A 22,827-nucleotide genomic window follows, 5' to 3' on the forward strand; every position below is an offset into this window, starting at 1 on the left:
CTGCTGGACCCGGCGGTGGGCGTGGTCTCCGACACCGTGGCCAGCCTGGACGGTCTGCCGCTGGTGGGCGAACTGGGCCTGTCGGACACGCTGGCGCCGGTCACCGGCCTGGTGGACAACGTCGGCAGCACGGTCAGCGGTGCGCTGTCGCCGCTGCTGGGCGACAGCTTCACGGCCAACGATCCGAACGTGCTGGACCCCGTGGATGACGTCGTGGGCGCGGCCACCGGCGCGGTGGACGGCCTGGTCTCGCCGCTGACCGAAGGGCTGCTGGGCTCGAACGTCGTGCACGACGTGCTCTCTGGCGTGACGCAGCAGGTGGACTACGTGACCGATGGCGTGGCGAACATCACCGACGGTGCGCTCGGCGGCGATCTGTTGGGCGGCGTGCTCGGCAGCGACGGCCTGCTGGGTGGGCTGACCGGTGGTGATCTGCTGGGTGGTGACCTGCTCGGCGGTGTGCTGGGCCAGGACGGTCTGCTGGGTGGCCTGACCGGCGGTGACCTGCTGGGGGGTGACCTGCTCGGCGGCGCGCTGGGCCAAGATGGCCTGCTGGGCGGGCTCACCGGCGATGATCTGCTCGGCGGCATCGCTGGCGACACCGGCATCGTGGGTGGCCTGCTCGACACCGTGGCCGGCGATGGCGGCCTGCTGGGCGGCGTGACCGGCGGCGAGCTCCTGGGGGGCGATCTGCTGGGGAATGTGCTGGGCGACGATGGCCTGCTGGGTGGTATCGCCAGCGGCAACCTGACGGGCGGCGGCGCCATCGGCGGCCTGCTCGGCGACGACGGCATCGTCGGTGGCCTGCTGGATACCGTTGCAGGCGCCGACGGCGTGCTGGGCAACGTCACGGGCGGGGATCTGCTGGACAGCGTCCTGGGTGGGAACGGTTTGGTCGATGGTGCGCTGAACGGGGCCACCGGCGCCAATGACCTGCTGGACAGCGTTCTCGGCGACAACGGCGCGCTGACTGGCGTGCTCGATACCGTCGCCGGAGAAAGCGGGCTGCTGGGTGGCGGGCTCGCCGGCCCTGCAGGGGGCCTGCTTTCGGGTGACGGCGCGGTCGGCGGGCTGCTGGGCAGCCTGGTCGGCACCGTCGCGGGCACCACGGAGCCCGTGTCCAGCGGTACGGCCACGGGTGCGGCGAACAGCCCCGTCGGCGCCGTGTCGGGCCTGCTCCACAACCTGCTGGGCTGAGCCGGAAGGGCGTTGCGTTCCGCCCCGGCGGGAACGCAGCGCCACCGGCCAGGCTCCAACCCAGCCAGTCGGTGCTCTCCTTGGGCGAAGCGGAGTTCATGGACTCCACCAAGGTGGGTTCAACCCCAGCGCAGGACACGCCGGCGCCTCGGCGGCGCCCCCGTCCTACCAATAAAAACTATCGACTATGCGGGAATGATGGGAACTCACTCGGGCGTTAGCACTCCAACCTCCCGAGTGCTAATATCCTCAAGCAAGGAGTAACCCTGATGTCCAACCTGTCTGCTGTGTCTTCGCAGTCGCTGGCCGTTGCCAACCCGTGGGCGATGGTGCCCCCGCTGGGCAACCTGGACGCCTACATCTCGGCGGCCAATCGCCTGCCCCTGCTCTCCCAGGAAGAAGAGCGCAACTTCGCGCGCCGTCTGCGCGACGAAGGCGACCTGCAGGCCGCCGGTGCGCTGATCCTGTCGCACCTGCGCCTGGTGATCTCGATTTCCCGCCAATACCTGGGTTATGGCCTGCCGCACGGCGACCTGATCCAGGAAGGCAACATCGGCCTGATGAAGGCCGTCCGCCGCTTCGATCCCGACCAGGGCGTACGGCTGGTGAGCTACGCGATCCACTGGATCAAGGCCGAGATTCACGAGTACATCCTCAAGAACTGGCGCATGGTGAAGGTGGCCACCACCAAGGCCCAGCGCAAGCTGTTCTTCAACTTGCGGTCGCTCAAGCAGGGTTTCAAGGCCGAGGCGGTCGATGCCGACACGCACCGCGAGACGCTGAACAGCGAGGAGATCGGCCTCGTGGCCGAGCACCTGAACGTCAAGCGCGAGGAAGTCGTGGAGATGGAGACGCGCCTGTCCGGCGGCGACGTGATGCTGGACCCGACGCCTTCGGACGGTGACGACGAAGCCTTCGGCCCCATCGCCTATTTGGCCGACGCAACGCAAGAGCCGACGGCGCAGCTCGAGTCGCGTCAGCGCGATCGTCTGTCCACCGACGGCATTGCGACCGCGCTGGAGACGCTGGACCCGCGCAGCCGTCGCATCGTGGAAGAGCGCTGGCTCAAGGTGAACGACGACGGCTCCGGCGGCATGACGCTGCATGAGCTGGCGGCCGATTACGGCGTGTCGGCCGAGCGCATCCGCCAGATCGAGTCGGCGGCGATGAAGAAGATGAAAAAGGCGCTCGCCGAATACGCCTGAGCTTCGCAGCGCGCTACCAATGAAACCCGGCCGAGTCCGGGTTTTTCATTGGGCGTTCGCCCTCCAGCCCACCTTGCGCGCGGATGGCGCACCCGTCAACGGTCTGGCTCAGCTCGACGCCAGCAGCGTCTTGAGGTCCGAGGCCATCGCGTCGGTGCCCAGGCCGTAGCGGGCGTACAGACGCAGGCGGCCTTGCGGGTCGTAGACAAAGCTCGCGGCCGAATGGTCCATCGAATAGCTGGTGGGCGTCTTGCCCTCCACCTTCTTGTAGTAGACCTTGAAGTCTTTGGCGAGCGCAGGCAGTTGCTCGGTCGTGGGAATCAGCGCCAGGAAGCTGGGGTCGAAGGCGGTCATGTAGGCCTTCATCACCTCGGCGGTGTCGCGCTCCGGATCGACAGTGACGAAGAGCACCTGCACGCGCTGGCCATCGGCACCCAGCTTCTCGCGCACCTGGAGCATCTCGCTCATGGTGGTGGGGCACACGTCGGGACACTGCGCGTAGCCGAAGAAGAGCACCACCGCCTTGCCCTTGAAGTCCGCCATGGTGCGCTCGCGGCCGTTCATGTCGGTCAGGCGGAAGTCCTTGGCATAGTCGGCACCAGTGATGTCCACGGCCTGGAAGCTGGGCTTGGGATCGGTGCAGGCACCCAGCGCCACGGCAGCGCAGCCGGCGCCCAGCAGTTGCAGCGCGCGGCGCCGGCCCGGCAACGTAGGCGCGAGCGTCGGGGAAGGCGGAGGCAGTCGGTCGGTCATAGGACGTAGTGGTCCACCAGCAGTGCCGCGAACAGCACGCTCAGGTGGATGAGCGAGAAGCGGAAGGTCTTGCGCGCCAGTTGGTCGGAATAGCGGCGCCACAGCGCATAGGCATAGCCGCAGAAGCCAACGCTCACAGCAATGGCGGCCAGCAGGTAGAGCCAGCCGCTCATGCGATAGATGAAGGGCATCAGGCAGGCCGCGAACAGAATCAGCGTGTAGAGCAGGATCTGCAGCCGCGTGTATTCGTTGCCGTGCGTCACCGGCAGCATCGGCAGGCCGGCGCGGCGGTAATCCTCCACCCGGTAGAGCGCCAGCGCCCAGAAGTGCGGCGGCGTCCACAGGAAGATGATGAGGAACAGGATCAGCGCCTCCGGGTCGACGCTGCCCGTCATGGCGGCCCAGCCCAGCACCGGCGGCATTGCGCCGGAGGCACCGCCGATCACGATGTTCTGCGGCGTGAGCGGCTTGAGCACCACGGTGTAGACCACGGCATAGCCCACGAAGGTGGCAAAGGTGAGCCACATCGTCAGCGGGTTGACCGCGAACCAGAGGATGGCCGAGCCGAGCGCACAGAGCGCTGCAGAGAACAGAAGCGCCTGCCGATCGGAGAGTTCACCCCGGGCCGTCGGCCGCCAGGCCGTGCGCTTCATGCGGGCGTCGATGCCCTTCTCGACCAGGCAGTTGAAGGCCGCGGCCGCACCGGCGACCAGCCAGATGCCAAGACAGGCCTCGGCCATGCGCAGCAGTTCAGCCAGCGTCGGCACCTCGGGCACGGCCAGCACCATGCCGATGAGGGCGCAGAACACGATCAGCTGCACCACGCGCGGCTTGGTGAGCGCGTAGAACTGCCGCCACACGCTGGTGGCCGGCATCTGGGCGGGATGGGCCGGCGCGCTCACGGTCGAGCCTCCTGCGGACCGAAGGCCGGACGCCGCGTCGGTGCCTGCGGCAGGCCGCCCAGTTGCACACGGCTCTCGCACAGCGCCCAGGTCATCACCGTGGCCAGCGCGGCGGCACCGCCGGTGTGGAGCACGGCCGCAGCCAGCGGCCAGCCCAGCAGCACGTTGCCGAGACCGGTGGCCAGTTGCAGCAGAGCAAGGCCCCCGAGCCAGCGGGCCTGGGTGCGCAATGCGGGAACATGACGGAGCTTGAGGAAGAGCACGATGAGAACGGCAAAGACCGCGTAGGCCATCAGTCGGTGTGTGTAGTGGATGGCCGTGAGCGAGGCGAATTCGATGGGCGCCCCGGCGCTATCCATGCCGAGGTGGCGCCAGGGCTGGAAGCCCTGGGCGAAATTCATGGCGGGCCACCAACTGCCCTGGCACTTCGGGAATTCGGTGCAGGCGAGCACCGCATAGTTGGTGCTGACCCAGCCGCCGAATGCGATCTGCACGACCAGCAGGCCCATGCCCAGCCACAGCCATCCGCGCATCGACGATGAGACGACGGCCGGCCGCCGGGCCGCGGCCACCTGCTGGTAGCGCACGGCCTGGATGCACAGCAGCATCAGCAGCACGATGGCGCCCATCAGGTGAAGCGTGACGATGGCCGGGAACAGCTTCCACGTGACGGTGAAAGCACCGAACGCGCCCTGCAGGCACACCCACACCAGCGTGGCCGCCGGCCACAGGGGACTGAGAACCTGCGGCTCACCGCCCGGCCGAAGCCGTTGCTGCCGCCGCGCCCACCAGGTCGCCAGTGCCAGCGTGACGATCAGCGCACCGACGCCCGTGGCCAGGTAGCGGTGGACCATCTCGATCCAGGCCTTGGCATGCGTGACAGGGCCGGTCGGCTGGGCCGACTGGGCCATGGCGATCTCGTGGCGCGCTCCCAGAGGGCTGGCATTGCCGTAGCAGCCCGGCCAGTCGGGGCAGCCCAGGCCGGAGTCGGTCAACCGCGTGAAGGCACCGAACAGCGTGAGGTCGAAAGTGAGGAAGAGCGTCAGCACCGTGAGCGCATGCAGGCGGCGTGCGGCGCCCGCACCGGCATTGCGCCGCCACACCCACAGCACCGGCCCGAGCGCCAGCAGCGCGCCGCCCAGCAACAGCAGCGCGACGGGCTCGAAATCGTAGAGGGCCTGCGTCTGCACGTCGATCACCGCCCCGGCTGGTCCCACGAACTCGACGCACGCAGCAGGCGGTCCAGGTCGCGCTTGGCTTTGGAAGCACCTTTGAGGTCCATGCGCGCGGGGAAGCGCATCATCCAGTTGCCCATCGGATCCACCACGTACAGGTGCTCGCCCAGCGATGCGCCCGAGGCCGGCGCGAGCCACCCCCCCAACGTGTCTGCGGGCACGCGCAGCACCGTCGCACCGTCGAGCGCCGCCTTCAGCCGCTGGGGAATGGGCGCATCGTCGGACACCAGCCAGACCCGATCCACGCGGTCCTTCTCGCGGCCAAGCGTCTCGCGCAGTTGCCGCTGCAGGTACAGCTGCTGCTCGCACAGCTCATTGCACGCGCCGCCGGCCACCGCTACCAGCAGCCACTGGCCCTTGAGCTGGGCGAGCGGCTGAGCAGTGCCATCGGCCGTGCGGACGTCGACCGCCGGCAGGGGCCGCTGCGGATCGATCAGCTCGCCGAACACGCTGCGGCTCTGCGGGCGAATCACGTAATAGGTGAAGTAGGAGGCGATCACCGGTGCCGCACAGCACAGCAGCACCAACGTCATCTGCCAACGGCCCCGCTTGCGCTGCCGGCCGGCGTCGGCGCCCATGCCCAACGCCTCGCCCGGCGAGGGCATGGAGTGGACGGTGAGGCCCAGGGGCTCGTCAGCGAGAGCGGCGACGGCGGGGCGCGATGAGTTGGAACCAGACATAGAGGATGACCACCAGGGCGGCGAGCCCGAACCACTGGAAGGCGTAGCCGTAGTGCTTTTCGATGCCCAGCGCCGGCGCCGGCCACTCGCGCAGCAGGCCTTCGGAGGCGGGGCCGACCTGCTGCAGCGAAAAGTCGGTGCGCAGTGGCAGCCCGGTCTCGTTGCGGAAAGTCTCCAGGTCCAGATTCTGCCGGATGCGGGCATGCACCACGTCCGCAGGCTTTTCGGTTCCGGGCTGGGCGGCCGACGCGGGCTGGGCGGGCGGATCGGCGCCCAGCTGCAGCAGCTTGGCGGGGGGCAGTTCGATGCGGGCCTCGATGTCCACCAGGCCGGCGGGTGTGTCGATCGGCGGCAGTTGCGTGCGGTCCGAAAAATTGCGCGGGACCCAGCCGCGCTGGACCATCAACGTCTGCGTGGTGCCCTCCAGCGCGAGGGGCGTGAGCACGTAGAAGCCGGGCTGCCCGTGCATCTGGCGGTTGTCGAGGAAGACCGTCTGCGTCGGAAGCCAGAGCCCGCGCAAGCGCACCTTGCGATGGAGCTCGGTGGTGGGCTGCTCAACCGCGAGGAAGTCCTCCATCGCCAAGGCGGGATACGCCTGCTGCGTCTCGATGCTGGCCTGCAGTGCCTCCTTCTGCGCGGCACGGGAGAGCTGCCAGCGGCCCAGGGCGACCGCTGTTGCGGCAACCAGGAGTGCCGCCAGGGTGATGATCCAGAAACGCACGGCAGGGTGCGCGCGCGAGGAGGAAGAGGAAACCCGCATCCGGTCACGCATGGCAATGAACGCGGCCGGGGCCGCACATAATCGAACTCATGAAATATCTCGTGGCCCTGGGCTTCGTGGGCATCCTGGGCAGCCTGGCATGGGCGCTGTACCACATGCTCACCGGCGGACGCGACGGCAAGTCCAGGCCGGGTGGCATGGCTCGCGCGCTGACCGTTCGGATCGGGTTGTCGGTGGTTTTGTTCCTGTGCCTGCTGCTCGCCTGGAAGCTCGGCTACATCCAGCCGACGGGCTTGCCGGCCGGACGCTGAGTCCTCAGCGGACGACAACAAAAAAGCGCCTTGCGGCGCTTTTGTGCTTTCTGGACCTCGATCATAGCGAGGCCCCTTCGGCAGCCTTGTCGGTCAAAGCCAATAGACGAGCACGTACAAGCCGAGCCAGACCACGTCCACGAAATGCCAGTACCACGCCGCGCCCTCGAAGCCGAAGTGGCGCTCCGGCGTGAAGTGGCCCTTCATCAAGCGCAGCGTGATGAACAGCAGCATCAGCATGCCGACGAACACATGCAGGCCGTGGAAGCCGGTGAGCATGAAGAAGGTGGAGCCGTAGGCACCCGAACTCAGCTTGAGGTTGAGTTCGGTGTAGAGGTGGTAGTACTCGTAGCCCTGAACGCCCAGGAAGATCACGCCCAGCAGCACCGTGATCCACATGAAGCGGATGGTCTGGGCACGGTGGCCGGCGCGCAGCGCATGGTGGGCGATGGTCAGGGTCACGCCCGACGACAGCAGCAGCGCCGTGTTGATGGTGGGCAGCCAGAACGGTCCCACGGTCTGGAAGGGCTCGACGATGCCGGCGGGCGAGCCGGTGGCGCCGGCCTGCACGCTGGGCCACACGGCCCGGAAGTCCGGCCAGAGCAGCGCGTTGTCCAGGCTGCCCAGGGCCGGCAGCGAGTGGGTGCGCGTCCACCACAGGGCGGTGAAGAAGGCGCCGAAGAACATCACCTCCGAGAAGATGAACCAGCTCATGCTCCAGCGGTAGGAGAGGTCGATCTTGGCGCTGTACTTGCCGGCCTCGCTTTCGCCCACCGCTTCGCGGAACCACTGGAAGAGCACCACCCACCACCAGATCAGGCCGAAGGCGAGCGAATAGGCGCCCCAGGCATGGTCGTTGATCCACTGCCCGGCCCCGAGGATGACGAAGAAGAGGCCGATGGCGGCCATCAGCGGATGACGCGATGGGCCCGGCACGAAGTAGTAAGGCGCGGTGCCGTGGGTGGTCGAACTCATGTTGCTCCTCAGGCTTGATCTTTGTCTTGTGGGTTGCAGGGGAACGGCTGTCGGCTCAGGTCGAAACGGCGAACTTCACCAGCGCAAGCAGCACGGCGATGAGCACCAGCACCGCGACGAAGCCCACGGCCACGATGTGCAGCGGTGACAGGCGCGAAATGTCTTCCTGGTACTCGCTGTGCTTGCGCACGCCGAAGAAGCCCCAGGCCACCGCCTTGATGGTGCGCCACAGCGACGGCTTGGGCACCGGGCGGCCATCTTCCGGCGCGGTCACGAGCGCGGCTCCCCGTTGCCGGCCGCCGCAGTGGGCGCGGGCGGCGTACGGCCGCCTACCTCGAAGAAGGTGTACGACAGGGTGATCGTCTTCACGTCCTTGGCGATTCGCGGATCGATCACGAAGGCCACGGGCCACTGCTTCTTCTCACCGGCGTCCAGCGTGTACTGGTTGAAGCAGAAGCATTCCAGCTTGTTGAAGTACGGCGCGGCCTGCTGCGGCGCGTAGCTGGGCACGGCCTGGGCAGCCATGCGGCGGTTCTGGACGTTCTGGAATTCGTACATCACCGTATGCAATTCGCCAGGATGAACCTGCATCGAGCGCTGGGCGGGCGCGAAGTCCCACAGCCCGTGCGCATTGGCGTCGAACTCCACCGTGATGGTGCGCGACAGGTCCACCTGCGTGTTGCCGGGCAACCTTGCCGCTGCGCCACCCTTGGCGCCACCCGGCACGTCGAGTTCGGACCGGGCCAGCACATTGATGCCCGTGACCTCGCAGATGGCACGGTACAGCGGCACCAGCGCATAGCCGAAGGCGAACATGCCGGCCACCACGATCGCGAGCTTGCCCACCATCTGGAGGTTCTCGCGGCGCAGGCGCCGGGCAAAGTGCAGGGCCATGGAAGATCCTCAGTGGCCGAGCCAGACCATGCGGATGATGAAGCCGATGAAGAACAGCACGGCAATGGACGCCAACGTCAGGCCCATGCGGCGGTTGTTCTTCTTCTGATCGGGCGTCATGGCAGATGCAGGCACGTGCTCAGGCTCAGCCGATCACCTTGGTCGCGGTGGCGTCCAGGCGGGGCGGGTTCTCGAAGGTATGGAAAGGGGCAGGCGACGGCACTTCCCACTCCAGGCCTTCGGCGCCTTCCCAGGGCTTCTGGGGCGCGGGCTCGCCCTTGCCTCGCATGGCCGGCAGCACGACGAAGAGGAAGAAGTACACCTGCGCCAGGCCGAAGGCAAAGGCACCGACCGACGCGACGGCGTTGAAGTCGGCGAACTGCATCGGATAGTCGGCGTAGCGACGCGGCATGCCCGCCAAGCCCAGGAAGTGCATCGGGAAGAAGGTGACGTTGAACGAGATCAGCGACCACCAGAAGTGCAGCTTGCCCCGGGCCTCGTCGTACATCACGCCCGTCCACTTGGGCAGCCAGTAGTACACGCCGGCGAACATCGCATAGAGCGAGCCGGCCACCAGCACGTAGTGGAAGTGGGCCACCACGTAATAGGTGTCCTGCAGCTGGATGTCGATGGGCGCCACGGCCAGGATCAGGCCCGTGAAACCGCCCATGGTGAACACGAAGATGAAGCCCACGGCGAACAGCATCGGCGTCTCGAAGGTCATCGAGCCCTGCCACATGGTCGCGATCCAGTTGAAGATCTTCACCGCCGTCGGCACCGCGATCAGCATCGTCGCGTACATGAAGAAGAGCTGGCCCGTCACCGGCATGCCGGTGGTGAACATGTGGTGCGCCCACACGATGAAGGACAGGATGGCGATGGAGCTGGTGGCATACACCATGGAGGCATAACCGAAGAGCTTCTTGCGCGCGAAGGCCGGCACGATCTGGCTGATGATGCCGAAGGCCGGCAGGATCATGATGTACACCTCGGGGTGACCGAAGAACCAGAAGATGTGCTGGTACATCACCGGATCGCCGCCGCCGGCAGGGTTGAAGAAGTGCGTGCCGAAGTGACGGTCGGTCAGCGTCATGGTGATGGCGCCGGCCAGCACGGGCATCACGGCGATCAGCAGGTAGGCGGTGATCAGCCAGGTCCAGCAGAACATCGGCATCTTCATCAGCGTCATGCCCGGGGCACGCATGTTGAGGATGGTCACGATGATGTTGATCGAACCCATGATCGACGAGGCACCCAGGATGTGCATCGCGAAGATGCCGGCATCCATGGAGGGCCCCATCTGCAGCGTGAGCGGTGCATAGAGCGTCCAGCCCGCTGCCGGTGCGCCGCCCGGCAGGAAGAAGGAGCCCACGAGCATGAGCGCCGCGGGAATCATCAGCCAGAAGCTGAAGTTGTTCATCCGCGCGAAGGCCATGTCGCTGGCACCGATCTGCAGCGGGATCATCCAGTTCGCGAAGCCCACGAAGGCCGGCATGATGGCGCCGAACACCATGATGATGCCGTGCATGGTGGTGAACTGGTTGAACAGCTCAGGGTTCACCAATTGCAGGCCGGGCTGGAACAGCTCGGCGCGGATCAGCAGGGCCAGGATGCCGCCGATCATCAGCATGGTGAAGGAGAACAGCAGGTACAGGGTGCCGATGTCCTTGTGGTTGGTCGCGAACATCCAGCGGCGCCAGCCGTGCGGGTGGTCGTGGTGTTCGTCGTGCACATCGCCACCGTGGGCGGCGTGGCCGTGCGGGTCGAGGACTGCGCTCATGTCGTTATTCCTTGGCTGACTCTCGGAGGGACTGCATTGGCGCCAGCATCACTTGCCGCGCTGTGCCAGCACCTCGGCCGGCTGCACGAGTTGGCCCGTCTTGTTGGACCAGCTGTTCTTGGTATAGGAGATGACGGCCGCGATGTCGGTGTCGGACAGTTGCTTCCACGACGGCATGGCGCCGTTGTTCTGGCCGTTCAGCAGCACATGGATCTGCTTGGTGTGGTCGGCGTCGAGCACCACGGCTGCGCCGTCCAGCGGCTTGATCGGGCCGGCGCCCTTGCCGTTGGCCTGGTGGCAGGCCGCGCAGTTGGCCGCATACACGCGTTCGCCGCGGGCCAGGATGTCGGGCAGCGTCCAGACCTTGTTGGGGTCGTCCTGTTTGGCGGCGGCTTCCTTCTTCTTGGTGTCGACCCAGGCGGTGTAGTCGGCAGCGGACAGAACCTTGACGTGGATCGGCATGTACGCATGCTCCTTTCCACACAATTCCTGGCATTGACCATAGAAATCGCCAGTTCGCTCGGCGCGGAACCAGGTGTCGCGCACGAAGCCGGGAATCGCGTCCTGCTTGATGCCGAACTGCGGCACGGCGAAGGCGTGGATCACGTCGTTGGCCGTGGTGATGATGCGGATCTTCTGCTTCTCGGGCACCACCAGCGGGTTGTCGACCTTGAGCAGGTAGTCGTTGGGCACATCGCCCTTGGCGCCGGCGTCGGACAGTGCACGGTGCGAGCTGTCGAGCGTGGAGATGAAGGACAGGCCTTCCCCTTCGCCCTTGAGGTAGTCGTAGCCCCACTTCCACTGGTAGCCGGTCACCTTGATGGTGAGGTCGGCGTTGGTGGTGTCCTTCTGCGCCACCAGGATCTTGGTGGCAGGCAGGGCCATCAGGATCACGATGATGAAGGGGACGATGGTCCAGACCACCTCGACCACCACGGACTCATGGAAGTTGGCCGCCTTGTGGCCCACGGACTTCCGGTGCTTCCAGATGGAATAGAACATCACCGAGAAGACGCCGACGAAGATCACGAAGCACAGCAGCAACAACACGTTGTGCAGGAAGTGCTGCTCCTCCGAGATGCGCGTCGCCCCCACCGGCAGGTTGAGCTGGCGCACCATCGGGCCGCCCGGCAGATCTTCGACTGCATGCGCAGCGCCACTGAACGCCACGCCAGCCGCCAGCATCCATCTTGCCGGCACGGTCCAAATGCTCTTCATCGTGTTCACTTTTTTCAGACCTTCAAACAATCCACCGTCTCCACCATCCACCAGCGCCGCGCGAAGCTAGGCTTCGCGCAACGCGCTGCGGATCTCCCGTGCCAATGCGGCCCGAAGCTCGGGACGCACATAGCGTCCCACGCAGACAGAACGCCCCTGCGCGGACACCTCGATCAGCGAGCGGTCGCTCGCCTGGGGCTCCACGCGCACCTGGTGCCGAAGAAATTCAGCCCGCTCGACACTGCCGCCATGCTCGTGCTCGATCACGAGCCGACCGTCCTGCAGCGCGATGCGCTCGCCGTCCGTCGCATGCCGGGCATAGAACATGAAAGCCAGGCCCACCGCCGCAAGCTCCAGCCATGCGAATGGCAGCACGAGCTTGGCACCCTGCAGCCAGAAGACACCGGCGATCCCCAGAGACACCACGCATAACGACGCATAGGCCCACCCGAGTTGGCTGGGCGTGATCGAGCAATTGCGCCGCAGGAACCAGTGGATGCTCTGGCCCGAAACAGTGGCGAAGCGAAACACGGGATTCGGCACGGGCGGGAGGGGCTCTTTCGAGGGAGTGCCGCTGCAGCCGAGGGCCAGTCCCAGGGCCGCAAGCACTCAAGAATTGTAGCGTGGCACCCTGTTTCGGCAGTCGGGGCAAGCCCTGCCCCGCAGCCCCTTCGCGAGCGTCGCCGAAGCGACTAAGCGCCGTCGCGGCCACGCCGCAACATTTGACGCATGTCATTCAGCCCGATGGCGCTTTCCGGGGCGACCGCCACCCGCGAAACCGGCTTGAAGGCATGGCCGTAGATGATCTCGAAGGTCAGGGCGATGCGCCCGCCGTGCTCGTCGGACGCCAGGCCGGCCAGCAGGTCGAGCATCTGCGCACGCCAGCGCCGCCCGCGCAGGGCCGGGAAGCGGTCCCGATGCAGGTTGCGGCCCAGCGTGCGCAATTCGGCCAGCGCCGCCTCGGGCGTACCCCAGGTCAGCACGATGCGCTCCATGTCCATGACCGGCTCGGCAAAACCGGCGTGCACCAGCATGTCGCCCCAGTCGTGCATGTCGGTGAAGGCATGGGCTGGCTCCGGCCAGCCGCGAGCCCGATAGGCGGAACGCAACTCCATCAGCGTGTCGGGGCCGAGGCCGGAGAACATCAGGAAACCGTCGGTCGCCACGCGGCGGTGCCATTCGGCGATCAGAACCTCCGGGTCCGGCGCCATGTGCAGCCCCATGTTGGCCCACAGCAGATCGACACCCCCTTCAGGCAAGGCGCCGAAGAGTTGCGGCCGGCCGCCCCGCCAGCGCTTCGCGCTCCACCAGGGTGCGGCAAAGGCGACCGTCGTGGGGGCGTGCAGGGCCGGCTCCGGCTCCTGCACATAGGCAGCCGCCTGGGGATAGCGCTGCGCCACCCGCCCATGCACCTCCAGGCCGCCGCGAAGCGGAGACCAGTCGACCCAGCGCCGCGGTGTGGCCTTGATCCACTGCAGGCGCTCCTCCATCCGCCGTCCCACTTCCTCGTGGAGCCAGGGCGCCGCGTCGCCGGGCGCCTGCCGCGCCCAGCGGCGGGCGGCCACCGGGTCGATCGTGGGCGGCCGGGATGCGGAAGAGGAGGACATGGCGATCAAGAGGCGCGCCGCGTGCGAATCGTCACGGCGGCGGGCGGGGTCGGCGAGGGGCGCGCCAGTATATTGAGCCGATGCCGACCTCTGCGCCGACCCGGCTTCGCCTCCCGGCTGCCCGACTGTTCAGCGCCCTGCTCGGCCTGCTTCCCAGCCAATGCGCGCTCTGCCGGGCCTGGCCGGACGAGGTGCTCTGCCGCGCCTGTCTGGACCAGTTCGCCGTCCCCGTCCCGCGATGCCGGCACTGCGCACTGGCGGTGCCGCCGGGCCAGCCCGTCTGCGGTGCCTGCCTGCGCGATCCGCCGCCCCTGGACGAATGCGTCGCCGCCTGCGACTACGACTGGCCCTGGAGCGCCTGCGTCTCGCGCTTCAAGTTCGCGGGCGAAGCCGGCTGGGCGGCGCCGCTGGCGGCCGTGCTGCGCCGCCACCCACGGGCGGCGGACCTGATCGACGCCGCCGACCTCGTGCTGCCGATGCCGCTGTCGCAGGAACGGCTGCGCGAGCGCGGCTTCAACCAATCCCTGGAACTGGCACGCCGGCTGGCGCCAGGCCGCTGCGATGCCCAGGTGCTGCTGCGGCCGGTCCACACACCGCCGCAGTCGGGCCTGAGCCGGGCCGACCGGCTGCGCAACCTGCGGGGGGCCTTCGCGGTGGAGCCCGCGCGCGCCCATGGCCTGCGGGGTCGCGCCGTGCTTCTGGTCGACGACGTGATGACCACCGGCGCCTCGCTGAATGCCGCCGCCCGGGTGCTTCAACAGGCCGGCGCGGCGCAGGTGACGGCCCTGGTGCTCGCGCGCACGCCCGCTCCCGGCGACGCGTGACGCGCGCCACGTCGCTGCGGCCCACGGGGAAGCGCAACGGCGGTTAAGCTCGCCGCCCCTCCCTGCCTGGTCGACCGTCCCATGTTCCGCATCGTTCTCGTCGAGCCCGAGATCCCGCCCAATACCGGCAACGTGATCCGTCTCGCCGCCAACACCGGCTGCGAGCTTCATCTGGTGGAGCCGCTCGGCTTCTCGATGGAGGACCGCCTGCTGCGGCGGGCCGGCCTCGACTACCACGAGTTCGCCCGCGTCGAACGCCATGCCAGTTGGCAGGCGCTGGTCGACCGGCACGCGCCGGCGCCCGGGCGCATGTTTGCCCTCACGACGCGCGGCACGCGCCTGGTGCACGACGTCGCCTTCCAGCCCGGCGACTGGCTGGTGTTCGGGGCCGAGACCCGCGGACTGGCGCCCGAACTGCGGGAGCGCTTCGCCCCGCCGCAGCAGTTGAAGCTGCCGATGCGGCCGGGCCAGCGCAGCCTCAACCTGTCGAACGCGGTGGCCGTGACGGTGTTCGAGGCCTGGCGGCAGAACGGGTTCGCCACGGAAGGTTGAGTCGGGGCGGCGCCAGGGAACGTGTATCCGTTGGCTACGCGTGAATCCAGGCAGAGGGCGCGGGCGTATCTGGATCAGGCCCCTGTGCAGCCTCACGGCGGCCAGGCGCCATCCCTCCACCTCTTACCAAGGAAGCCTCCCATGATCCGCAAGCTCACCGCCGTTGCCCTCGCCACCCTGTTCACCGCGGGCGCTGCCCATGCTGTGGATGGCGAGATGTCGCCCAACCCGCCGGCCCCCTTCCAGTCCACGCTGTCGCGGGCACAGGTGCAGGCAGAGGCCCGCCATGCGCCGACGCCCAACAACGGCAGCACCGGCGTGCTCCAGGTGCGCGGCAACACGGATCGGGCCGTGGTCCAGGCCGGTGCGCGGGCCACGGCGCGCGAGGGCTGCGCCAACTGCGCCGAAGTCGGCACGCTGTGAGCCGCCGCGGCGCGCCCTGATCTCAGGGGTAGCGCCGCACCACCGACTCGGCCACGCAGGCGGGCTTCGCGGCGCCTTCGAGTTCGATGGTGCTCTGCCAGACCATCTGGTAGCCGCCGCCTTCGATGGCTTCGCTCGACAGCAGCTTGATATGGGCCCGCAACCGGCTGCCGACCGGCACCGGGGACATGAAGCGCACGCGATTCAGGCCATAGTTGACCCCCATGCGGGCTTCGACCACTTCGACCGCGGTGTCGAAGAAGGTCGGCAACAGCGACAGCGTGAGAAAGCCGTGAGCGATGGGCGCGCCGAAAGGCCCGGCCTTGGCGCGCTCCACATCCACGTGGATCCACTGGTGGTCGCCCGTCGCCTCGGCGAACTGGTTGACCTGGGCCTGCGTCACGGTGGTCCAGTCACTGGTGGCGATGTCCTGGCCGACGCAGGCGCTCAGGTCGGCAAGGGTCTGGAAGATGCGCTTGGTCATGCGGCGGATGATGCCCCGGGCCCGCCAGCCCTGCTGTCTGCGCCGGGACAGGAGCGGTCGGTGCTTTCCCGCAAGCGGCTGGCGCCAGGCCGTCAGTCGTCGAGCCACTGGATCAGCGGCTGCCACTGCGCCAGGTCGCGCTCGTAGCGCGTGGGCGAAAGGTCGAACAGGGTCAGACCGTGGGCGGCGAACTGCACATAGTTCTGCGTTTCGCGCAGTTCCGTGACCAGTGGCATCTTCATCTGCATGGCGAATTCGCGCAGCCGTTCGGCGGCCAGCGTGCGCGCCCCTACCCGCATGCCCACCAGGCCGATGCGCGGCGCCTTCTTGCCCGGCAGGCGCTCTGCCAGCCGGTCGAGGAAATCGCGGGTCGCGAAGATGTCGAACAGGCTGGGCTGGACGGGCACCACCACCTTGTCCGCCAGCGCCAGCACTTCCTTGAAGCGCCAGCCATGCAGTCCAGCCGGCGTGTCCAGCACGGCGTGGGTCGTCCCCGCGGGCGGGCGCACGATGCTGCCCTGCCCCTGCGCTTCCCAGCCGCGGATGCCGGCGGCCTGCGCCGGCCGCAGCGACAGCCAGAGCCGCGACGACTGCTGCCGGTCCACGTCGCCCAACATGACCGGATGGCCCCGGCTGGCGAAATAGCCGGCGATGTGGGTCGCAAGCGTCGACTTGCCCGACCCACCCTTCGGATTGGCGACGAGAACCACCGGCATGCAGCCTCCTGGGGTTGAACCAGACCGCATGGTAGGTCGCAGCCGATGTCCGCGGGGCGACGCGAGTTTGCGCTATGGTCGCCGCCATGCCGACCATTCCAACCCCAACATCCGGCGCCCCCTCCAGCGAGCCCGACGCGGACACGATCTACGTGCTGGCCGCCCATCCGCACTGGCGGGAATCCCGTGCCAACCGGCGCCTGCGCGACGCCGCCCTGCGCCTTCCGGGCGTGCGCGTCAACGACCTCTACGCGAGCTATCCCGACTACGCCATCGATGTCGCGGCCGAACAGCAGCGGCTCGCCGCCGCGGAGCTGCTGGTGCTGATGCACCCGATCCAGTGGTACAGCATGCCGTCGCTGCAGAAACTGTGGATGGACGAGGTCCTGGGCTACGGCTGGGCGTACGGGCCCGGCGGCCATGCGCTGCGGGGCAAGTCGCTGTGGCTGGTCGCCAGCACCGGCGGCGCCCAGGACAGCTACCACCCCGCGGGCTACAACCGCTATTTCTTCGACGCTTTCCTGCCGCCCTACGAACAGACCGCCGCGCTGTGCGGCATGCGCTTCCTGCCGCCGCTGCTGCTACACGATGCGCGACGCGCGCCCGAGTCCGAACTCGCGGCGCATGTGGAGGTCTTCGCCCAGCGCCTCGGCAGCTATCCGGACTGGCCCGAACTGGCGGAGCTGGAGGACTGCCCCGAATGCATGGTCCCCGCGGGCGACCGGCCCCAGGCCCAGGGGGCGCGCTGACCATGGAACACGCTCCCGCCTGGTTGACCAACAGCCTGATCTACCTGGGCGCCGCCGTGCTGGTGGTGCCGCTTTCGCGCGCGCTCGGCCTGGGCGCCATCATCGGCTACCTGGTGGCCGGCATTGCCATCGGCCCGGCCGGCCTCGGGCTGGTGTCCAGCGTCGAGGAAGTGCTGCACTTCGCCGAGTTCGGCGTGGTCCTGATGCTCTTCCTGGTCGGCCTGGAGCTGGAGCCGCGACGTCTCTGGCTGCTGCGCCGGCCCATCTTCGGCTGGGGCAGCGCCCAGGTGCTGGGCTGCGCCGTGGTGCTCTTCGCCGTCGGCTGCGCGGCCGGCGCGCCCTGGCGGGTGTCGCTGGTGGCGGCGCTGGGGCTGGCGCTCTCGTCCACGGCCATCGCGCTGCAGGTCTTCGGCGAGCGCAAGCTGCTCAAGACGGCCAGCGGCCAGGCGGGTTTCTCGATCCTGCTGTTCCAGGACGTGGCCGCCATTCCCATCCTGGCCTTGCTGCCGGTGCTGGCCAGCGGACCGGCCGACGCGCCGCTGGACGCCACGGCCCGCGCGCTCGAAGCCGCCAAGATCCTGGGCGTGGTGGGCGGCATCGTGCTGGGCGGCCGGCTGGCGCTGCGGCCGATCCTGCGCTGGATCGCCCGCAGCAACACGCCCGAGATCTTCACCGCCGCCTCGCTGCTGCTGGTGGTGGCCATCGCGGCGCTGATGCAGTTCGTGGGCCTGTCGATGGCGCTGGGCGCCTTCCTGGCCGGCGTGCTGCTGGCCGAAAGCGAATACCGCCGAGAGCTGGAAACCGACATCGAGCCCTTCAAGGGCCTGCTGCTGGGCCTGTTCTTCATCGCCGTGGGCATGAGCATCGACTTCCGCGTGTTGCTGGCCCAGCCGCTGCTGATGGCGGCGCTGGTGGTGGGCTTCATGGCGCTCAAGTTCGGCGTGATCCTGGGGCTGGCACGCGCCATGGGGCTGCCGGCGCGCGAGCGGCCGGTGTTCACGCTGCTGCTGGCGCAGGGTGGCGAGTTCGCCTTCGTCGTCTTCCAGGCGGCCGTGGGCGCGCAGGTGCTGGCGCCCGAAACCTCGTCGCTGCTGATCGGCGCGGTGGCGTTGTCGATGCTGCTGTCGCCGCTGCTGCTGGTGCTGTTCGACCGCCTCATTCCCGACCCGCAGATCCGGGCGCAGGTGGAGGAGATCTCCGAGCCGCAGGAAGCGCAGGTGCTGATCTGCGGCTTCGGCCGCTACGGCCAGATCGTCGGACGCGTGCTGCTGTCGCAGGGTATGCCGGTGACGGTGCTGGACCACGACCCCGACACGGTGCAAGGCCTGCGGGAGTTCGGTTTCCGCGTGTTCTATGGCGATGCGACGCGGCTCGACCTGCTGCGCATCGCGGGCGCCGGCCAGGCCCGCGCCATCGTGGTGGCGGTGGACGAGGTGGCCACCTGCCTGGCCATCGTCGATCTGGTGCGGGAGCACTTTCCGCAGGCCGAGATCATCGCCCGCGCCCGCAACCTGGGCCACTACTACCAGTTGCGCGACCGCGGCATCACCCTGGCCGAGCGCGAGCTGTTCGAATCGTCCCTGCGCAGTGCGCGCTCGGTGCTGGAGACGCTGGGCTGGCCCGCGCACGAAGCCCGTGAGGCGGCGATGCAATTCCGCCTGCGCAACATGCGCATCGCGGAAGACAGCTATCCGCACTACAAGGACCGCAAGAAGCTCATTGCCGTGGCCAAGGAAGGCCGCCAGCAGTTCGAGGAACAGATGGCCCGCGAGCGCGAGGAGCGCCGACGGGCGCGCGACTCATGGGGGGTGCGGCACGAGGCCCAAGGCGGCGCGACGCAGCAGACCGGCAGCGCCGACCGGCCGTGACGCGCCTGCCGGTCACTTCAGCCCGAGCAGCCGGACCGCGTTGTCCTTCAGGACGCCCGGCATCACCTCGGGCTTGAAGCCGGCCTCCTGGAAGTCCTTCATCCACCGGTCGGGCGTGATCAGCGGGTAGTCGCTGCCGAAGAGGATGCGGTCCTTCAGCAGCGTGTTGGCGTACTGCACCAGCTGCTTCGGGAAGTACTTGGGACTCCAGCCCGACAGGTCGATCCAGACATTGGGCTTGTGCGTGGCCACCGACAGCGCCTCGTCCTGCCAAGGAAAGCTGGGGTGGGCCATGATGATCTGCATGTCCGGGAAGTCGATGGCGACGTCGTCCAGGTGCATCGGGTTGCTGTACTCCAGCCGCAGTCCGCCGCCGCAGCGCATGCCCGAGCCGATGCCACTGTGACCGGTGTGAAAGATGGCCGGCAGCTTGTGCTCGGCGATCACCTCGTACAGCGGCCAGGCCATGCGGTCGTAGGGGTGGAAGCCCTGGACCGTCGGATGGAACTTGAAGCCCTTGACGCCGTGCTCCTCGATCAGCCGGCGCACCTCGCGTGCCCCCATCTTTCCCTTGTGCGGATCGACGCTGCCGAAGGCGATCATGATGTCGCTGTTCTTCTGCGCCGCCTCGGCGATCTCCTCGTTCGGGATGCGGCGGCGGCCCAGGTTGGACTCGCTGTCCACGCCGAACATCACCAGCCCGATCTTGCGCTCGCGGTAGTAGTCGATGCTCTCCTGGATGGTGGGTCGGCGGCTGGAGCGGAAGTACTTGTCCGCCGCGCGGTCGTATTCCTCGCCGTAGTTGTCGAAGGGGTTCCAGCAGCTGATCTCGGCGTGGGTGTGGATGTCGATGGCGCTGAGGTTCGCGATGTCCATGAGGCGCGTCTCCGTTCGGGTAAGTACTGATGAGTTGGCCGTTCCGGGCCGTTGAATTGATTATTTTTGATAACCATAATCGATCCAACTTCCGAACGCAATCATGACTCATCAGGACCTCAGCCTCGACATCCAGGGCGACATCGCCATCGTCCGCCTCACGCGCCCTGCCAAGCGCAACGCGCTCAACGACGGCCTCATCCTGGCGCTGCGCAACACCTTCGAGAGCCTGCCCGACACCGTGCGTGCGGCCGTGATCGACGGAGAAGGTCCGCACTTCTGCGCCGGCCTCGACCTGTCCGAAATCAGCGAGCGCGATGCCGGCGGCGGCCTGCGCCATTCCCGCATGTGGCATGCCGCGCTGGAGCTGGTGCAGCACGGGCCCGTGCCCGTCGTCGCCGCCCTGCACGGCGCCGTGGTGGGTGGCGGCCTGGAACTGGCCAGCGCCTGCCACATCCGCGTGGCCGATGCCAGCACCTTCTATGCGCTGCCCGAGGGCACGCGCGGCATCTTCGTGGGCGGCGGCGGCTCGGTGCGCATCCCGCGCCTGATCGGGGTGGCGCGCATGACCGACATGATGATGACCGGCCGCGTCTACAACGCCGAGGACGGCGAGCGCGCCGGCTTCGCGCAGTACTTGGTGCCCGAGGGTGCCGCGCTGGACAAGGCCATCGAGCTGGCCCGCCGCATCGCCACCAACGCGCCGCTGACCAACTACGCGCTGATGCACGCCCTGCCCCGCATCGCCGAACAGAACGCCGACCACGGTTTCTTCACCGAGGCCCTGATGTCCGGCATCGTGCAGGACGCGCCCGAGGCCAAGGCCCGCGTGCGCGCCTTCCTCGAAGGCAAGGCCGCCAAGGTCAGCAAGGGCTGAGGCCCGGGCACCGGAGGACAAGAACATGCTGGAGACACTCGACATGCCCGCAGCCGCCCAAACTGCAGCGCCCGCTGCCCGCTACCGCGCGCTCGAATTCGGCATCACCCGCGCCGTGCTGCGCGAGGCCGAAGGCGGCGTGCAGTACCTGCAGGCCGACAAGCCGCTGGGCCACCATGCCCACCGCATGTCGGACCGGCTGGTGTACTGGGCCGCCATGGCGCCCGACCGCACCTTCGTGGCCCGCCGCGCCCGCAATGCCGACGGCAGCACCGGCGACTGGATCCGCATCAGCTACCGCGAGGCGCTGGCGAAGGCCCGCGCCATCGGCCAGGCCCTGCTCGACCGCGGCCTGAGCGAGGACCGGCCGGTCGCCATCCTCAGCGAGAACAGCATCGAGCACCTGCTGCTGGCGCTGGGCGCGCTCTATGTCGGCATTCCGCACTGCCCGGTGTCGCCGCCCTATTCGCTGGTCAGCAAGGACTACGACAAGCTGCGCCATGTGATCGGCACGCTCACGCCCGGCCTGGTGTTTGCCAGCGACACGCGCTATGCCGCGGCCATCGCCGCCGTGGTGCCGGCCGACACCGAGGTGGTGCTGGGCGGCGGCGCACTGGAAGGCCGCTCGGTCACGCCGCTGTCGCAGCTGCTGGCCACCGAGCCTACCTCCGCCGTCGAGGCGGCCATGCACGGCACGCACCCCGGCACCATCACCAAGTTCCTGTTCACCTCGGGCTCCACCAAGAACCCCAAGGCGGTCATCAATACCCACCGCATGTGGTGCGCCAACCAGCAGCAGCTGCGCGCCTCCATCCCCGCGCTGGGTGAAGAGCCGCCGGTGCTGGTCGACTGGCTGCCCTGGAACCACACCTTCGGCGGCAACCACAACGTCGGCATCGTGCTGGACAACGGCGGCACGCTCTACATCGACGACGGCAAGCCCACGCCTGCCGGCATCGCCGAGACGCTGCGCAACCTGCGCGAGATCGCGCCCACCGTCTACTTCAACGTGCCCACCGGCTTCGAGTACATCGCCAACGCGATGGAGGAAGACCCGGTGCTGCGCAAGAAGCTGCTGTCGCGCTGCCGCATGTTCTTCTACGCCGGCGCGGCCCTGCCGCAGGCCGTGTGGGACCAGCTGCACCGCCTGCAGGAGGCCGAGATCGGCGAGCGCCTGGTGATGGGCACCGGCCTGGGCATGACCGAGTCCGGCCCCTTCGGCCTGTACATCACGCGCCCCGAAGTGCGCACCGGCGACCTGGGCCTGCCCTGCGCGGGGATGGAGATCAAGCTGGTGCCCACCGACGGCAAGGTCGAGATCCGCTACCGCGGCCCCAACGTCACGCCCGGCTACTGGCGCATGCCCGAGGCCACGCACGAGGCCTTCGACGAGGAAGGCTTCTTCAAGACGGGCGACGCCGTCGCCTGGATCGACCCCGACAACATCCACCTGGGCCTGCGCTTCGACGGCCGCATCGCCGAGGACTTCAAGCTGGCCACCGGCACCTTCGTGAGCGTCGGTCCGCTGCGGGCCAAGGTGATCGCCTTCGGCGCGCCCTATGTGCAGGACGTGGTGCTCACCGGCATCAACCTGAAGGAAGTGGGCGCGCTGATCTTCCCGACCCAGGCGGTGCGCGAGCTGGCGCCCTCGCTGCCGGGCGACGCGCCGCTGAAGTCGGTGTTGGAGCATCCGGAGGTTCAACTGCACTTCCAGAAGGTGATCGACCGCCTGGCCGGCGACGCCACGGGCAGTGCCAACCGCATCGCCCGAGCCGCGCTGGTGGCCGAGCCGCCCTCCATCGACAAGGGCGAGATCACCGACAAGGGCTCGATCAACCAGCGCGCCGTGCTCAAGCACCGCGACGCCGCGGTGCAGGCCCTGCACACCGACACGCTGCCGTTCACCATCAAGCCCCAGTGGCAGTAGCCATTGGCTCCCTCCCCCACTGGGGGAGGGCAGGGGTGGGGGCCTGCGGCGGT

General features: G+C 68.2%; 25 protein-coding genes and 1 pseudogene. 10 read left to right on the forward strand and 16 right to left on the reverse strand.

The genetic code is table 11. From position 1 onward, the window contains the following. Positions 1-1,197: pseudogene (locus DFR41_RS27815) on the forward strand (hypothetical protein); the annotation flags it as partial. Between the two features lie 269 nt (positions 1,198-1,466). Next, positions 1,467-2,402: an RNA polymerase sigma factor RpoH gene (gene rpoH, locus DFR41_RS25835; RefSeq protein ID WP_017761728.1), complete on the forward strand. Its 936-nt coding sequence runs from the start codon at positions 1,467-1,469 to the stop codon at positions 2,400-2,402. 108 nt (positions 2,403-2,510) lie between these two features. Here the strand turns inward: rpoH and DFR41_RS25840 are convergent, their stop codons facing one another. The 5 genes from DFR41_RS25840 to DFR41_RS25860 are packed head-to-tail and all read right to left on the reverse strand — an operon-like array spanning position 2,511 to position 6,732. After that, positions 2,511-3,155 (reverse strand): SCO family protein, encoded by a 645-nt coding sequence (locus DFR41_RS25840; protein WP_081682002.1) that lies wholly within the window; start codon positions 3,153-3,155, stop codon positions 2,511-2,513. Further along, a complete protein-coding gene (gene cyoE, locus DFR41_RS25845) occupies positions 3,152-4,030 on the reverse strand; it encodes a heme o synthase (protein ID WP_043112320.1) in 879 nt (292 codons plus the stop codon). Before cyoE ends, DFR41_RS25840 begins: the two co-directional genes overlap by 4 nt. A gap of 23 nt (positions 4,031-4,053) precedes the next feature. Further along, entirely contained in the window at positions 4,054-5,247 is a 1,194-nt protein-coding gene (locus tag DFR41_RS25850; RefSeq protein WP_425326731.1) for a COX15/CtaA family protein, read from the reverse strand. A 5-nt stretch (positions 5,248-5,252) separates the two neighbouring features. Further along, positions 5,253-5,972 (reverse strand): hypothetical protein, encoded by a 720-nt coding sequence (locus tag DFR41_RS25855; RefSeq protein ID WP_052383509.1) that lies wholly within the window; start codon positions 5,970-5,972, stop codon positions 5,253-5,255. Continuing rightward, complete coding sequence (locus DFR41_RS25860; protein ID WP_114804865.1) at positions 5,926-6,732, reverse strand: SURF1 family protein; 807 nt, start codon at positions 6,730-6,732, stop codon at positions 5,926-5,928. Before DFR41_RS25860 ends, DFR41_RS25855 begins: the two co-directional genes overlap by 47 nt. A gap of 50 nt (positions 6,733-6,782) precedes the next feature. On the opposite strand from DFR41_RS25860, the gene DFR41_RS25865 reads away from it, so the two are divergent. Further along, entirely contained in the window at positions 6,783-7,004 is a 222-nt protein-coding gene (locus DFR41_RS25865) for a twin transmembrane helix small protein (protein ID WP_017761734.1), read from the forward strand. A 93-nt stretch (positions 7,005-7,097) separates the two neighbouring features. On the opposite strand, the gene DFR41_RS25870 is transcribed toward DFR41_RS25865, so the two are convergent. The 8 genes from DFR41_RS25870 to DFR41_RS25900 all read right to left on the reverse strand — a co-directional run bounded on the left by DFR41_RS25870 (position 7,098) and on the right by DFR41_RS25900 (position 13,478). After that, positions 7,098-7,979: a cytochrome c oxidase subunit 3 gene (locus DFR41_RS25870; protein ID WP_017761735.1), complete on the reverse strand. Its 882-nt coding sequence runs from the start codon at positions 7,977-7,979 to the stop codon at positions 7,098-7,100. A gap of 55 nt (positions 7,980-8,034) precedes the next feature. Beyond that, complete coding sequence (locus DFR41_RS25875; protein ID WP_017761736.1) at positions 8,035-8,253, reverse strand: DUF2970 domain-containing protein; 219 nt, start codon at positions 8,251-8,253, stop codon at positions 8,035-8,037. Then, positions 8,250-8,873, reverse strand: a complete 624-nt coding sequence (locus DFR41_RS25880) for a cytochrome c oxidase assembly protein (protein WP_017761737.1) — start codon at positions 8,871-8,873, stop codon at positions 8,250-8,252. Before DFR41_RS25880 ends, DFR41_RS25875 begins: the two co-directional genes overlap by 4 nt. 9 nt (positions 8,874-8,882) lie before the next feature. Then, on the reverse strand, positions 8,883-8,993 hold the full coding sequence (locus DFR41_RS27905; protein WP_017761738.1) for a cytochrome oxidase small assembly protein: 111 nt from the start codon (positions 8,991-8,993) through the stop codon (positions 8,883-8,885). A gap of 25 nt (positions 8,994-9,018) precedes the next feature. Further along, entirely contained in the window at positions 9,019-10,653 is a 1,635-nt protein-coding gene (gene ctaD, locus DFR41_RS25885) for a cytochrome c oxidase subunit I (RefSeq protein ID WP_017761739.1), read from the reverse strand. A gap of 48 nt (positions 10,654-10,701) precedes the next feature. After that, positions 10,702-11,871: a cytochrome c oxidase subunit II gene (coxB, locus tag DFR41_RS25890; protein ID WP_043112314.1), complete on the reverse strand. Its 1,170-nt coding sequence runs from the start codon at positions 11,869-11,871 to the stop codon at positions 10,702-10,704. A 66-nt stretch (positions 11,872-11,937) separates the two neighbouring features. Then, positions 11,938-12,414, reverse strand: coding sequence for a DUF2244 domain-containing protein (locus tag DFR41_RS25895; protein ID WP_043112312.1), 477 nt, complete (start codon positions 12,412-12,414; stop codon positions 11,938-11,940). A 149-nt stretch (positions 12,415-12,563) separates the two neighbouring features. After that, positions 12,564-13,478, reverse strand: a complete 915-nt coding sequence (locus DFR41_RS25900) for a class I SAM-dependent methyltransferase (protein WP_043112315.1) — start codon at positions 13,476-13,478, stop codon at positions 12,564-12,566. 80 nt (positions 13,479-13,558) lie between these two features. Between DFR41_RS25900 and DFR41_RS25905 the strand changes: the two genes are divergently transcribed. The 3 genes from DFR41_RS25905 (at position 13,559) to DFR41_RS25915 (ending at position 15,277) form a co-directional block, all read left to right on the forward strand. Next, the gene (locus tag DFR41_RS25905; protein ID WP_114804866.1) at positions 13,559-14,302 is read left to right on the forward strand and encodes a ComF family protein; all 744 of its coding nucleotides are present in this window, start codon (positions 13,559-13,561) and stop codon (positions 14,300-14,302) included. 81 nt (positions 14,303-14,383) lie between these two features. Then, entirely contained in the window at positions 14,384-14,854 is a 471-nt protein-coding gene (locus DFR41_RS25910; protein ID WP_114804867.1) for a tRNA (cytidine(34)-2'-O)-methyltransferase, read from the forward strand. A gap of 141 nt (positions 14,855-14,995) precedes the next feature. Beyond that, on the forward strand, positions 14,996-15,277 hold the full coding sequence (locus DFR41_RS25915; RefSeq protein WP_017760950.1) for a DUF4148 domain-containing protein: 282 nt from the start codon (positions 14,996-14,998) through the stop codon (positions 15,275-15,277). A 22-nt stretch (positions 15,278-15,299) separates the two neighbouring features. Here DFR41_RS25915 and DFR41_RS25920 read toward each other — a convergent pair whose 3' ends face one another. Continuing rightward, entirely contained in the window at positions 15,300-15,761 is a 462-nt protein-coding gene (locus tag DFR41_RS25920) for a MaoC family dehydratase (RefSeq protein WP_017760949.1), read from the reverse strand. A gap of 92 nt (positions 15,762-15,853) precedes the next feature. Then, a complete protein-coding gene (locus DFR41_RS25925) occupies positions 15,854-16,477 on the reverse strand; it encodes a ParA family protein (protein ID WP_114804868.1) in 624 nt (207 codons plus the stop codon). Between the two features lie 86 nt (positions 16,478-16,563). Here DFR41_RS25925 and kefF point away from each other — a divergent pair, with 86 nt between their 5' ends. Together kefF and kefC are read left to right on the forward strand one after the other, a co-directional pair. Further along, positions 16,564-17,226 (forward strand): glutathione-regulated potassium-efflux system oxidoreductase KefF, encoded by a 663-nt coding sequence (gene kefF, locus DFR41_RS25930; RefSeq protein WP_043115337.1) that lies wholly within the window; start codon positions 16,564-16,566, stop codon positions 17,224-17,226. A 2-nt stretch (positions 17,227-17,228) separates the two neighbouring features. Further along, positions 17,229-19,094 (forward strand): glutathione-regulated potassium-efflux system protein KefC, encoded by a 1,866-nt coding sequence (kefC, locus tag DFR41_RS25935; protein ID WP_043115335.1) that lies wholly within the window; start codon positions 17,229-17,231, stop codon positions 19,092-19,094. A gap of 12 nt (positions 19,095-19,106) precedes the next feature. Here kefC and DFR41_RS25940 read toward each other — a convergent pair whose 3' ends face one another. Then, the gene (locus DFR41_RS25940) at positions 19,107-19,970 is read right to left on the reverse strand and encodes an amidohydrolase family protein (protein ID WP_114804869.1); all 864 of its coding nucleotides are present in this window, start codon (positions 19,968-19,970) and stop codon (positions 19,107-19,109) included. A 103-nt stretch (positions 19,971-20,073) separates the two neighbouring features. Here DFR41_RS25940 and DFR41_RS25945 point away from each other — a divergent pair, with 103 nt between their 5' ends. Together DFR41_RS25945 and DFR41_RS25950 are read left to right on the forward strand one after the other, a co-directional pair. After that, positions 20,074-20,847, forward strand: coding sequence for a crotonase/enoyl-CoA hydratase family protein (locus DFR41_RS25945; RefSeq protein ID WP_114804870.1), 774 nt, complete (start codon positions 20,074-20,076; stop codon positions 20,845-20,847). Positions 20,848-20,872: 25 nt separating this feature from the next. Continuing rightward, a complete protein-coding gene (locus DFR41_RS25950) occupies positions 20,873-22,774 on the forward strand; it encodes a feruloyl-CoA synthase (protein WP_244917883.1) in 1,902 nt (633 codons plus the stop codon). Positions 22,775-22,827 lie beyond the last annotated feature (53 nt).

Origin of the sequence: Pseudacidovorax intermedius, assembly GCF_003350475.1 — a bacterium.
In the GTDB taxonomy this organism is placed as follows: domain Bacteria; phylum Pseudomonadota; class Gammaproteobacteria; order Burkholderiales; family Burkholderiaceae_C; genus Xenophilus; species Xenophilus intermedius.